The sequence below is a fragment of the Georgenia sp. Z1491 genome, from assembly GCF_057652395.1.
Map to the genome: position 1 here is coordinate 1,900,379 of NZ_CM172729.1, position 12,456 is coordinate 1,912,834.

General features: G+C 71.4%; 12 protein-coding genes. 10 read left to right on the forward strand and 2 right to left on the reverse strand.

The window, feature by feature from the left end:
• The first annotated feature begins 201 nt into the window (after positions 1-201).
• Positions 202-1,431: an MFS transporter gene (locus tag AC24HA_RS08865; protein ID WP_425710239.1), complete on the forward strand. Its 1,230-nt coding sequence runs from the start codon at positions 202-204 to the stop codon at positions 1,429-1,431.
• Positions 1,431-1,751 carry a MerR family transcriptional regulator gene (locus tag AC24HA_RS08870; RefSeq protein WP_425710240.1) on the forward strand — a complete coding sequence of 107 codons (321 nt, stop codon included), beginning with the start codon at positions 1,431-1,433 and terminating at the stop codon, positions 1,749-1,751. Before AC24HA_RS08865 ends, AC24HA_RS08870 begins: the two co-directional genes overlap by 1 nt.
• On the opposite strand, the gene AC24HA_RS08875 is transcribed toward AC24HA_RS08870, so the two are convergent.
• The gene (locus AC24HA_RS08875; protein ID WP_463649307.1) at positions 1,721-3,070 is read right to left on the reverse strand and encodes an IS256 family transposase; all 1,350 of its coding nucleotides are present in this window, start codon (positions 3,068-3,070) and stop codon (positions 1,721-1,723) included. The two genes, AC24HA_RS08870 and AC24HA_RS08875, sit on opposite strands and share 31 nt — an antisense overlap.
• Positions 3,071-3,262: 192 nt before the next feature.
• On the opposite strand from AC24HA_RS08875, the gene AC24HA_RS08880 reads away from it, so the two are divergent.
• From AC24HA_RS08880 to AC24HA_RS08915, 8 genes are all read left to right on the forward strand, one after another.
• On the forward strand, positions 3,263-3,574 hold the full coding sequence (locus AC24HA_RS08880) for a hypothetical protein (RefSeq protein WP_425708966.1): 312 nt from the start codon (positions 3,263-3,265) through the stop codon (positions 3,572-3,574).
• Between the two features lie 120 nt (positions 3,575-3,694).
• Positions 3,695-4,135, forward strand: coding sequence for a VOC family protein (locus AC24HA_RS08885; protein WP_425708965.1), 441 nt, complete (start codon positions 3,695-3,697; stop codon positions 4,133-4,135).
• 104 nt (positions 4,136-4,239) lie between these two features.
• The gene (locus AC24HA_RS08890) at positions 4,240-5,784 is read left to right on the forward strand and encodes an FGGY family carbohydrate kinase (protein WP_425708964.1); all 1,545 of its coding nucleotides are present in this window, start codon (positions 4,240-4,242) and stop codon (positions 5,782-5,784) included.
• Positions 5,781-7,127 carry an iron-containing alcohol dehydrogenase gene (locus AC24HA_RS08895; RefSeq protein ID WP_425708963.1) on the forward strand — a complete coding sequence of 449 codons (1,347 nt, stop codon included), beginning with the start codon at positions 5,781-5,783 and terminating at the stop codon, positions 7,125-7,127. Before AC24HA_RS08890 ends, AC24HA_RS08895 begins: the two co-directional genes overlap by 4 nt.
• Before the next feature lie 119 nt (positions 7,128-7,246).
• Positions 7,247-8,962 carry a dihydroxyacetone kinase family protein gene (locus AC24HA_RS08900; protein ID WP_425708962.1) on the forward strand — a complete coding sequence of 572 codons (1,716 nt, stop codon included), beginning with the start codon at positions 7,247-7,249 and terminating at the stop codon, positions 8,960-8,962.
• A 49-nt stretch (positions 8,963-9,011) separates the two neighbouring features.
• Positions 9,012-9,779 (forward strand): triose-phosphate isomerase family protein, encoded by a 768-nt coding sequence (locus tag AC24HA_RS08905; RefSeq protein ID WP_425708961.1) that lies wholly within the window; start codon positions 9,012-9,014, stop codon positions 9,777-9,779.
• A gap of 118 nt (positions 9,780-9,897) precedes the next feature.
• Positions 9,898-10,758 (forward strand): class II fructose-bisphosphate aldolase, encoded by an 861-nt coding sequence (locus tag AC24HA_RS08910; RefSeq protein ID WP_425708960.1) that lies wholly within the window; start codon positions 9,898-9,900, stop codon positions 10,756-10,758.
• On the forward strand, positions 10,758-11,522 hold the full coding sequence (locus tag AC24HA_RS08915; RefSeq protein ID WP_425708959.1) for an HAD-IA family hydrolase: 765 nt from the start codon (positions 10,758-10,760) through the stop codon (positions 11,520-11,522). The genes AC24HA_RS08910 and AC24HA_RS08915 overlap by 1 nt, the downstream gene beginning before the upstream one ends.
• Before the next feature lie 21 nt (positions 11,523-11,543).
• Here the strand turns inward: AC24HA_RS08915 and AC24HA_RS08920 are convergent, their stop codons facing one another.
• Positions 11,544-12,278 carry a GntR family transcriptional regulator gene (locus AC24HA_RS08920; RefSeq protein ID WP_425708958.1) on the reverse strand — a complete coding sequence of 245 codons (735 nt, stop codon included), beginning with the start codon at positions 12,276-12,278 and terminating at the stop codon, positions 11,544-11,546.
• Between the last annotated feature and the right edge of the window lie 178 nt (positions 12,279-12,456).

Genomic DNA, 12,456 nt, shown 5'->3' on the forward strand with positions numbered 1-12,456 from the left:
CGGCGGTGCTCCGTTCGCGTCGGTGGAAGCCACCTATGTCCGGGTCGGGCACGACCTCAGGGGTTTCTACCGACGCGAAGGCTCCGCAGCCGGTGCGAGCCTGACGAGCGCACACGGGCCGTTCGCGACCGGATCGCCGCTACGCGCTGGAACGCATACGCGGCTTGACCATGACGCGACGTCATCGTTTGGACTCGGCGCATGATTCGGATCGTCTTCTTCTACCTGGCTGCCTTCGGCACGTCGTTGCTCGGCAACTCGATCACCGCGATCGCACTCCCGCTCCTGGTCCTGTTCACCACGGGCAGTCCGATGGGGGCCGGAGCCGTTGCCATCGCGGCGGCGGTGCCGTCCGCCGTCGCCGGGCTGTTGATGGGCTCGCTCATGGACCGGATCAACCGCCGCACCGTCGCGATCCTCTCCGACGTGATCTCGGCCGTAGCGCTGGTCATCCTGCCCGTCATCGAACTCACCGTCGGACTGCACCTGGGCTGGTTCATCGCCGTGGCGGTGCTGAACTCCTTCGGTGACGTTCCCGGCATCACCGCGCGGGAGGCCATGCTCCCCGCCGTCGCCCAGGCCGCAGGGATGGACCCGTCACGGCTGATCGGCCTGCGGGAGTCCCTGGCAGGGGTCTCGCTGCTGGTCGGCCCCGCCATCGCCGGCATCCTCGTGGCCTCCCTGGAGCCCGTGGCGGTCATGTGGGTCACCTCGGGCATCGCAGCATCGGCAGCCCTGCTGACCCTCGTCATCCCCTCCCGGTCAACTCGACTTCCGCGTGCAGAGCAGGAGGATCGTGCACCGCAGGACGATTCCGAGCCCGAGGCCCCCAGGTCCGTCTTCTCCGGCCTGGTGGTCATCTTCCGCACACCGCTCCTGCGCGTCGTCGTCCTGCTGGGTCTGGCGCTGGCGGTCGTGCTCGCTGCCCTGCAAGGCATGGTGATACCGGTGCACTTCGCGTTCCAGGGTGAGGCCGGGTTCGTCGGGTTCGTGCTCAGCGCGCTGGCCGGGGGCCTGCTCGTCGGCGGCGGACTCTTTGCCTGGTTCGGCGCCAGGATCCCGCGCCGGGGGTGGTTCACCGCCGGTGTCACCGTCGTCGCCGTGGGCTTCGTCGTCGTCGGTGTTCTGGGGCCGGTGTGGTCGGTCTTCGCCGGAGCTGCGATCGTTGGCCTGGGCGGTGGCTGCATGAACGCCGTCGTCGGGCTGACGTTCGTGGAGAACGTCGTAGATGCCCAGCGCGGGAAGGTGCTGGGCGGCCAGAACGCCATCATGACCCTCGTTCCGTCGGTGGGGATCGGCATGGCTGCTGTGCTCATCGAGATCGGCACCCTGCACGTGGCCACGACGACGCTCGTCCTTGTGTGGATCGGCGCGGCCGCCGCGACCCTGCTGAGTCCGAGCATCCGCCGACTAGGGCACGCTTCACCCTGATGCGCATCTCAGAACTGGCCGAGCTCGCGGGGGTGACGGTCCGGGCCGTCCGCTACTACCACCAGATGGGCGCGCTGGAGGAGCCGCCGCGTGGGTCCAACGGATATCGGGACTACACCGCGGATCATCTGGTGGCCCTGCTGAGGATCAGCCAGCTGACGAGCTCCGGTCTGTCGCTGGCGCAGGCCGGAGTCCTGGCGGCTGAGCCCGGTTCCTCCTCCACCGAGGAGGAGCTGGACGAGGCGGCGCGGGCCCGAGCCTGTCAAGTTGTCTGTGTAAGGGGGCCGGGTCAGAGGTGGGGGTTGATTCGGTCGGGGTAGACCAGTGAGAGCTGTTGGAGGGCCGTCTTCCAGTTCGTGGTGACAGCGCCCTCGACGAGCCGGCCCGAGGCTCGTCGCTCGGCGGCGGGTCGTCCTCGTTCCTTGGCTCGCTCGCGCGCTCTTTTGTCCTCGATGTTGCAGATCGCCAGCCACAGCAGCTTCACTGCCGCGGCGTCGTTGGGGAAATGGCCCCGGTTCTTGGTGACCTTGCGGAGCTGGTAGTTCAGCGACTCGATCGCGTTGGTCGTGTAGATGACCCGCCTGAGTTCGGGCGGGAACGCCAGGAACGGGGTGAACCGCTCCCACGCGGCGCGGAACGTCTTGACCGCCGAGGGGTAGCGACGGCCGAGCTCGCTGGCCTCGAAGGCCTCCAGCACCTCCAGGGCGGCCTCAGCGCTGGGCGCCTGGTATATCGGCCGCAGCGCGGCCGTCAGAGCCTTACGGTCCTTGTAGTTCACGAACCTCGTCGCGGCCCGGATCAGGTGGACCACGCAGGTCTGCACGGTCGCCTGGGGCCAGGTCGCTTCGACGGCCTCGGGGAACCCCGTGAGCCCGTCGCAGCACACGATCAGCACGTCACGCACGCCCCTGTTGGCCAGCTCGGCGCAGACGCCGGCCCAGAACTTCGCTCCCTCGCTGGCCTGGACCCAGATACCCAGGACGTGCTTGATCCCGTCCATGTCGACGCCGATGGCGAGATGGGCGGACCTGTTGCGCACGTGTCCGCCATCGCGGATCTTGACCACGATCGCGTCGAGGTAGATCACCGGATACAGCGCCTCCAACGGGCGGTGCTGCCAGGCCAGGACCTCCTCGCTGATCTGGTCCACGACCTTGGAGATCGTCTCGTAACTGATCTCGGTGCCGATCGTGGTCGCGAGGTGGTGCTCGACGTCCCGCAACGTCATCCCGCCTGCGTAGAGGCTGATGATCATGCCGTCCAGGCCATCGAGACGGCGCTGCCCCTTGGGCACCAGCATCGGCGTGAACGTCCCGTCCCGGTCCCGGGGGACGGCCAGATCGACGTCCCCGATCTGGGTCGCCACGGTCTTCGGGCTGGTCCCGTTACGCGAGTTCGGGTGCTCGGCAGCGTCCGCGTCGCCACGGTCGTAGCCCACGTGCTCGGTCAGCTCGGCACCCAGACCCCGCTCGAGCGCGGCCTTGAGCATCCCGCCGAGCAGGCCCTGCTCACCCGTGAGCGGCTCGCCGGCATCGATCTTGGCGAAGATGTCGTCCAACGCTCCAGAGCCCTTCAGACCGTCCGCGATCTCCTTCTGCCGCCGTCTGCGTTCCGCACGCTCCGGACTCTCCTTGGTCATGGTCACAGCATGTTCTCCTTCGAACGCTGACCCCACCCCTTACACAAACCATCTGACACGCCCGCGGGCCTGGAGGCAAAGATCGCGGCCCTGACCGAACAACGCGATCGGCTGGCCCGGGCACGCGCCGGACACCACGTCGGGCTCTCGAGGACAGCAGCAGCTCTGAGCCTGACGCCCGCCGACATCCCGGTGACCGTCGTGGTCGCCCATCTCCTCCGGGAGCATCCGCAGACCGAGGTTCTCACCGATGCACTGCTCGACCCGCAGGTGCGGTCGGAGCTGGTGGCCCTGCAGGAGCGCTTCGACGCCATCGACGAGGCCACCTCCGACGGCGAGCTCCGCGAGCTCATGTCGCAGGCACAGTCACTGGTCGGCGAGGTCGCCGCCGGACTGCCGTCGCTGACCGAGGAGCAGCTGCAGGTCATCCTCGACCTGGCCGAACGCGACCTGAACGACCGGCAGAAGGACTTCCTGCGCAGTGAGATCAGGCCGCCGTCATAGCGGCGGAGGTCGGGTCGCCCACGACCCCTCCGGGAGATCCGGCGTCGGCCCCTCCCGCGGAGGCTACGGATCAGCGCCGACACCGTTGTGCCGCGGGCGCGACGGGTGGAGGCTGACCGCATGAGCATCCCGGCCAACTTCGTCATCGTCACCCTCGGTGTCGCCGACCTCGCGCGGAGCATCGCGTTCTACCGCGCACTCGGGTGGGAGCAGCGCGGGGACAACGATGCGGTCATCACCTGGTTCCGTACATCGGGCACGTGGGTGGGCCTGTTCGGCTACGAGGACCTCGCCGCCGACGTCGGCATCCCCGCCGGTCCGCCCCCGCCCTACCGCGGTGTCACCCTCGCGATCAACGTCAACTCTGCCGAGGAGGTGGACGCCGCGCTCGCGCACGCGACCGGCGTCGGCGCCCGCCTCGTCAAGGAGCCCGAGCTGGTGGAGTGGGGCGGCTACTCGGGCTACTTCGCGGACCCGGACGGGCACCTGTGGGAGGTCGCGTTCAACCCGTTCTTCCCGGTGACGGACGACGGCACGATCGAGGTTCCGGCCCGACGGTGAGGCGTCGGGTCCGGTCTGCCAGACATGCGTAGACAAGTACGGACATGAGGCGATACGGTCCACCCACGATTCGCTGACGAATCAGCACTCACCGTGGAGGGCACATGTCCAGATACCTGCTCGGCATCGATGCCGGGACGTCTGTCATCAAGGCTGCCGTGTTCAACGAGACCGGGACGGAGATGAGCCGAGGTGCGGGCAACGTCCCGATCATCTCGCCGGACCCGGACAGGGCCGAGGAGGACATGGACACGGTCTGGGCGGCCGCCGCCAAGGCCATCCGGGACGCCATCACCGGCTCGTCCGTCCGTCCGCAGGAGATCGTGGCCGTGTCGGTCACCGGTCAGGGGGACGGCAGCTGGCTGATCGGCAAGGACGGCAGGCCGGCCGGCAACGCCATCCTCTGGACGGACGGGCGCACGGGCAAGGTCATCGACACCTGGTACGAGGACGGCACGGTCAGCAGGCAGTTCGACACGAGCGGGCTCGGCCCGTACGCCGGTACCGCATCGGCGATCCTGCGCTGGCGACTGGAGAACGAGCCGGAGATCCTCGAGGGAGCCACGCAGCTGTGGTGCAAGGACTGGGTCGAGTACAACCTCACGGGAGACGTGTCGACCGACGCCTCCGACGCGAGCCTCGCCGGCATCGACGTCCGCACGCGGACGTGGTCCGACCACGTGCTGCGGACGTGGGGCATCGACGGCATCAAGGACGTCCTGCCCCCGATCAAGGCCGCGACCGACCTCGCGGGTGAGGTGACGACGCAGGCCGCCGGCCAGACCGGGCTCGTCGCGGGCACCCCCGTCTACAAGGGCCAGATGGACATCACCGCCTCGTCGCTCGGGGTCGGCGTGGCCCGGCCCGGTGACTGCATGGCCGTCATCGGGACCGCCGGCATCGTCACCGTCGCCACCGACTCCCTCGAGAACGGGTTCGCACCGGCCGACTCCGGCTGGGTGATCCCGCACAGCCCGGACACGTGGATCCGGTCGATGGGCATGAACTTCTGCACCCCGAACCTCGACTGGTTCCTCGACGAGCCCGGCAACGTCCTCCGGCTCGAGGCGCGCACCCGCGGCATGGAGCTGTTCGAGTACCTCGACGACGTCCTCGCCGACACCCCCGTCGGGGCGCGCGGCCTCATCTTCCACGGGTACCTCGCGCCGGGCGGTGAGCGGGCGCCGTTCGTCAAGCCCAGCGCACGCGGCTCCTTCTTCGGGCTGCGCGGCTCGCACACCCGGCACGACATGCTCCGTGCCGTCTACGAGGGCGTCGCCTACGGCATCCGCGACTGTCTTGACTCGATCCCCACCACCGTCGAGACGGTGCGGATGGCCGGAGGCGGGGCGAACTCCGAGTCCTGGTGCCAGATCTTCGCCGACGTCCTCGGTCGCCGGATCGTGGTCCCCGCGGGCACGGAGTTCGGCGCCAAGGGGGCGGCGATCGTCGCCGGCGTCGGGTCCGGTGTCTTCGAGAGCTATGCGGCGGGAGTCGACGCCACGGTGACGATCGTCCGGACCTACGAGCCCGACCGCGCGAAGACCGCGGTGTACGACCGGTACTTCGCCCTCTACCGGCGCACCCGCGAGGCGCTCCAGCCACTGTGGGACGACCTGCAGGACGTCACCGCCCTCGAGGTCTCGTGACGGCACAGCACAGGCGAGAGGTCGCGGCCGCCGCCTCGGGCGGCGAGCTCGAGCACCTCGAGTACGGGGTCGACGCGGGTGCCCGGGCCGGCGAGGTGCTCGCCGCGCTCGGGGCCCGGGGCACGGTGGCGGTGCTGGCCGACACGGTGCCCAAACCCACCGGCGACGGCGACCTCCTGGAGATCGCGGTGGCAGCCGTCCGCCGCGCCGGGTACGACGTCGCGCGGGCGACGCCGTGCACGGGGCCGCACGGCGTCGTCCTCGACGAGTCCACCGTCGACGAGGCGGCTGCCGCGCTCGCCGGTGCCGGCGCCGTGGTGTCGGTCGGCTCCGGCACCGTCACCGATCTCGCGAAGGCCGCGACGCCGACCGGGGTCCCGCTCGTCGCCGTGCAGTCGGCGCCGTCCGTCAACGGATACGCCGACCCGCTGAGCGTGCTCGTGCGCGGCGGGGCGAAGTCGACGGTGCCGACCCGGTGGCCGAACGCGCTGCTCGTCGATGCCGGCGCGCTCGAACACTCGCCCGACCTGCTCGTCGGGGCCGGCGTCGGCGACGCCGTGGCCGTGGCCTCCTCGGTCGCCGACTGGGTGCTCGCCGCCCGGCTCGGCGCCGGCGGGCCCGCCGACCCGGCGGTGCTCGCGGACCTGCTCGGCGCCGTCGCGGACCTCCGCACGGGCCGGTCGGCCGACGGGTCGATGACCGCGCTCGTCGACGCCCTGACCTACGGGGGCCTGTCGATCGGGGTCGTCGGCAGCACCGCACCGCTCTCGGGCTGCGAGCACCTGACGAGCCACATCCTCGACATGGCGGCGATGGCCGCCGACGCCCCGCACGACCTGCACGGCCGGCAGGTCGGTGTCGCCACGGTCCTGTCCACGGCCCTGTGGCAGGAGGCCCTCGAGCGCGACCTCGTGCGGATCGACGACGCGACGGCCTTCCCCGACGACGTCGAGCACCGGGTCGAGCGCACGTGGCGCGTGGTCGACCCGACGGGCCGCCTGGGTGCGACCTGCCGGGCCTCGGTGGGGGAGAAGGTCGCGGCCTGGGAGCAGGGCCGGGCGACGCGACGCCCGCTCGACGACGCGTTCCTCGATCGGCTCCGCGCGCTGCTGCGACCGCCGGAGGAGGTGGCGGCCACACTGCGCGCGTGGGGCGCGCCCACCCGGTTCGGCGAGCTCGAGCCGGCCGTCGCGCCCGAGCGCGCCCGCTGGGTCCTCTCCGCCCTGCCGTTCATGCGCAACCGCGTCACGCTCGCGGACCTGCTCGTCATGAACGACGCGTGGGACGACGACCTTCTCGACGCCGTCCTCGACCGCGCCGCACGGGCCGGGGGTGGTGCGTAGCCCGACCGTCCGTTCCCACCCGCTGCACCGCGCCCCCGCCGCGCAGCCTCCAGGACCCAGCTTCCACGACCCGGCCCTCGGGCATCGACGCCCGGCCACCCCTCACCGAAGGACTGACGATGACGAAGCTTGTGAACAACCCCGACGACTTCCCCCGCGAGCTGGTCTCCGGGTTCGTCTCCGCGAACAGCCGCCACGTGCGCGCGGTCCCCGGCGGCGTCGCCCGCGCCACGCGGTCGACCCCCGGCAAGGTCTCCGTGCTCGTCGGCGGCGGCACCGGCCACTACCCGGCCTTCATGGGCTGGGTCGGCCCGGGCATGGCCGACGGTGCCGTGACCGGCAACATCTTCTCCTCCCCGTCCGCCTCCCAGGCCGTGAGCGTCGCCAAGGCCGCCGACCACGGCGGCGGGACGGTGATCTGCTTCGGCAACTACGCCGGCGACGTCCTGCACTTCGGGGCGGCCGTCGAGCAGCTCAAGGCCGAGGGGCACCAGGCCAGCGTGCTCGTGCTCACCGACGACGTCGCCTCGGCCGGGCCCGACGAGAAGTCCAGGCGCCGGGGCATCTCCGGCTTCGTCCCCGTCTTCAAGATCACCGGAGCCGCGGCCGAGGCGGGCCTGGACTTCGACGGCGTGTGCCGCGTGTTCGACAAGGCCAACGAGGCGACGCGCACGCTCGGCGTCGCCTACTCGGGCTGCACCCTGCCCGGCTCGAAGGAACCCCTGTTCAGCGTCCCCGAGGGGCGCCTGTCCCTCGGCCTCGGCGTCCACGGCGAGCCCGGCATCGACGAGATGGACATGGGCACCGCCGACGAGGTCGCCCGCCTGCTCGTCACCGAGCTGCTCAAGGAACGCCCCGAGGGGGCGGACGGCCGGGTCGTCGCCCTGCTCAACGGGCTCGGGACGGCGAAGTACGAGGAGCTGTTCGTCACCTACAACGGGGTGCGCGACGCCCTGGAGGAGGCCGGCGTGACGATCGTCGACCAGGTGGTCGGCGAGCTCGTCACCTCGCTGGACATGGGCGGCGTCTCGCTCACCCTCGTCTGGCTCGACGACGAGCTCGAGAAGTTCTGGCTCGCCCCCGTCGACACCCCCGCGCTCAAGCTCGGGTCGATGGCGCAGCACGAGGTGCTCAGCGAGGAGGAGCGCGCCGTCGCCGAGGACGAGGTGGCCGCGATCCCCGAGTCCGACGACGCCTCCCGCGCCGCCGGGGCGGTCGCCGTCGACGCCATCTCGGCCATCGCCGATCGCCTGCGACGGGAGTCCGACGAGCTCGGCCGTCTCGACGCCGTCGCCGGGGACGGCGACCACGGCATCGGCATGTCGCGCGGCGCGACCTCGGCCCTCGCCGCCGCCCGGGCCGCGTCCGAGGCCGGCGCCGGCCTGAGCACGGTGATCACCCGCGCCGGGCAGGCGTGGTCCGACGACGCGGGCGGCACCTCCGGCGCCCTGTGGGGTGCGATGATCCTCGCCGCCGGCGGCAGCCTGAGCGACACCGGCGCGCCCGCCTCGGACGACGCCGTCGCCGCCCTGCGCGCCGCCTCCGACGCGCTCCTGCGGGTCGGCGGGGCCGAGCTCGGCGACAAGACGATGGTCGACGTCGTCGTGCCCGTCGTCGATGCCTTCGAGAAGGCCGTCGCCGACGGCGCCAACCCGGGATCCGCCTGGTCCCGGGCCGCCGTCCAGGCCCGGCAGCTCGCCGAGCAGACCGCGCCGATGCGGCCGAGGATCGGCCGCGCACGCCCGCTCGCCGACCGCTCCGTGGGCACGCCGGACCCCGGCGCCGTCTCCGCGGGCATCGTCGTCGACGTCATCGCCGAGGCGCTCGTCAGCTGACCGAGGCCCCTTCCTCCCACCCGTCGTCCCGCCCGAAAGGACCCGACCCGTGCTTCCCGAGAGACTGACCGGTTTCAGCTCGAAGAGCTACCTCACGCTCGAGCAGGCCGAGGCATGGATCGAGACCGTGGCACGGGGCCTGGGGATACGTCGGGGTGCGGGGGAGGGGACCTACATCTGCGTGCCGTTCCCGCTCGTCGAGCGTTTCCGGGACGCGCTCGGACCGCTGGGCACCGAGATCGGCACCCAGGACGTCTCGGCCTTCCCCGCCGGGCCGTACACGGGCGAGGTCACTGCGGAGCTCCTCGCGGCGCTCGGTTCGCGCTACACGATGGTCGGCCACCCCGAACGGCGCCGTCACCTGGGGGAGTCCGAGCAGGTCGTGCGGGCGAAGATCGAGGCGGCCGTCGACGCCGGCATCGTCCCGATCCTCGTGTGCGGGGAGACCACCCGCGACGACGACCCGGTCCCCGCACTCACCGAGCAGGTCGCCACCTACTTCGGCGGCCTGCCCGACGGCGCCGAGGTGATCGCCGCCTACGAGCCCACGTGGGCGATCGGCCAGCCCGAGCCGGCCCCCGCGCAGCACGTCGCCGCCACGGTCGAGGCGCTGCGCGGGGTCCTGGAGGCGACCGTGTCCTCGTTCCGGATCGTCTACGGGGGTTCGGCCGTGCCCGGGACGTACGCCGACATCGTCGCCGCGGCCCGGAACCGCGCGCAGGAGCCGGACGGGATCTTCCTGGGGCGCGGGGGGCTCGACCCCGCCCAGTTCCTCGCGAGCGTGGACGAGGTGCGGGCGAGCGCCCCGAGCCCCTGACCCGGCGGTGCGAAACGGTGCCACAGAGTTGTATGGACATGTATAGTCCAAGAGGTCGGGCAACGTTCGGGTCGGCTCGACGCCGCGCCGGCACCGGCGCCATCGGGAAGGAACTCCAATGACCATCGCCAAGACGCTCGATCTCGTGCGGGCCGCCCGCGAGGGCGGGTACGCGGTCCCCGCGGTCAACATCGTCGACGACCACTCGATCCGCGCCGTGGTCGACGCGGCCGAGTCCGTCGGCTCGCCCGTCATCCTCCAGACGTCGGTGAAGACCGTGAAGCTCATCGGCGCCGAGCAGCTCGCCTTCGCCGCGCACGCCGCGGCGCGCAACGTGTCGGTCCCGGTCTCCCTGCACCTCGATCACTGCCCGGACCGCGCGGTCATCACCGAGTGCATCCGGCACGGCTGGGACTCCGTCCTGTTCGACGCCTCGGACCGCCCCCTGGAGACCGCCTGGGCGGAGACGACGGAGGTCGTCGCCGAGGCGCACGCGGCCGGCGTCGCCGTCGAGTCGGAGATCGAGAACATCATCGGGGTCGAGGACGGCGTCGGCTCCGACGAGGCCGTGCACGCCTACACGGTCGACCAGCTGATCGAGGTCGCCGAGGACACCGGGGTCGACACCCTGGCCCCGCAGCTCGGCACCGCCCACGGCCTGTACACGGCGTCCCCGGAGCTGCGCGTCGACCGGGCCGCCGAGCTCGTCTCGAAGACCGAGGTGCCGATCGTCCTGCACGGCGGCACGGGCCTGACCGAGGCGGACTTCCACGCGTTCATCGACGCCGGCGTGGCCAAGATCAACATCTCCACGGCGCTCAAGCTCGCCTACATGAAGGGCGCGCAGGCGCACCTCGCCGAGTGCGAGCGCACGGGCAAGTGGGAGCCGGTCAAGCTCTTCGCCGCGATCGCCGAGGACGTGGCGAAGGTCCTCACCGAGCACGCCGAGATCTTCCGCTCCGCGGGGAGGGCCGCGTGATGGCCCGCGCGCTGATCCTGGACTGCGACGGCGTCCTCGCCGACACCGAGCTCGACGGTCACCTCGTCGCCTTCAACCAGACCTTCGAGGAGCTGGGCCTGCCCTTCCGCTGGAGCGCCGAGGAGTACGCGCGGCTGCTCAAGGTCGGCGGCGGCAAGGAGCGCATGCGCGCCTACCTCGCCGAGCACCCCGAGCTGGACGTCGCGTCCGCGCCGGACGTCGACGAGACGGTCGCCGCCGCGCACCGGCGCAAGAGCGAGATCTACGTCGAGCTCGTCGAGGCCGGGGCGCTGCCCGGCCGGCCGGGCGTGCGCCGCCTCATCGGGGAGGCGCTCGACGCCGGTTGGAAGGTCGCCGTCGCCTCGACCTCGGCCGAGAAGAGCGTGCGCGCCGTCCTGCGGTCCGTCGTCGGGGAGGACCTCTACGCGCGCGTCGACGGCGTGTGGGCCGGGGACGTCGTGCCCGCGAAGAAGCCCGCGCCGGACATCTACGAGCTCGCCGTGCGCGAGCTCGGGGTCGAGCGCGGCGAGGCCGTCGTCGTCGAGGACTCCGAGGCGGGCGCCAAGGCCGCCGCAGCCGCGGGACTCACCCACGTCGTCACGCTCAGCCACTTCACGCGCGACGACGACTTCCCCGCGGCCTCTGTCGTCGTCGACCACCTGGGCGAGCCGGACGACGCGACCGCCGTGCGTGCGGGCGCGGACGTGCTCAACCTCGGGGTCGTCGACGTCGCCTCCCTCGAGGCGCTGCTCCTCGCCCCCTGAGGCGGTCGGGCGAGATGGGGGTCAGATCTCGTACTCGAAGGTGAGCCGCACCTTGTCGCCGCGGAACGTGACCTTGGAGTACTCGAACCGCTGGCCCGACGGCGTGGAGATCTCCTGGCGCAGCACGAGCAGGGGAGCGTTGCGCCCCACGCCGAGCAGCTTCGCGTCGGCCGGGCTCGGCGTCCCGGACTCCAGCGTCTCGACGATGCGCCCCATGACCAGGTCGTAGTGCTGCTCGAGGATGACGCACAGCTGCTGCTGGGCGGCGTCGTGCTCGAGGAGGTCCTCGGCCAGGCGCTGGGGGATGTAGGACTCGTGGAGGCTGATGGGCTCGTCGTCGACCGTGCGCAGCCGGCGGATCTTGTGCACCGGGGCGCCGTCGGGCAGGGCGAGCCGCTCGGCGAGGTGGCGGTCGGCGACGACGAGCTCCTCGCTGAGCAGGCGGGTGCTGGTCGTGTACCCCATCTGCTCGAGCTGTTCGCGGATGCCCTTGTAGGACGGCGAGCGCGTGGCGATCTTGCTCGGCGCCACGAACGTCCCCTTGCCCTGGACGCGGAAGAGCAGGCCCTCGTTGACGAGCTGGGCGAGCACCTGGCGGGCCGTCATCCGGGAGATCCCGTACAGCCTGTTGAGCTCGTTCTCCGACGGGATCTTCTCGTTGGACTGCCACTCGCCGGCCTCGATCTTCTCGCGCAGGATGTTCGTCAGCTGCACGTACATCGGGATGGGGCCGGTACGGCTGAGGGTCTCGGTCATCTCTCGGTTCCAGTTCTACGGCCCACGACGGCCGGGCAGGACGTGTCCTTACAGGTCAAGCGTCACGCACTCCTTACAACTTGTCTAGAGATGTATAGTGAAGGTAATGTCGCGCTCGCGACCGAGGCGGCCGCGGTGCCGGGGCGACCCGGTTCCACGGGCCTCCTCGGAACGCCAT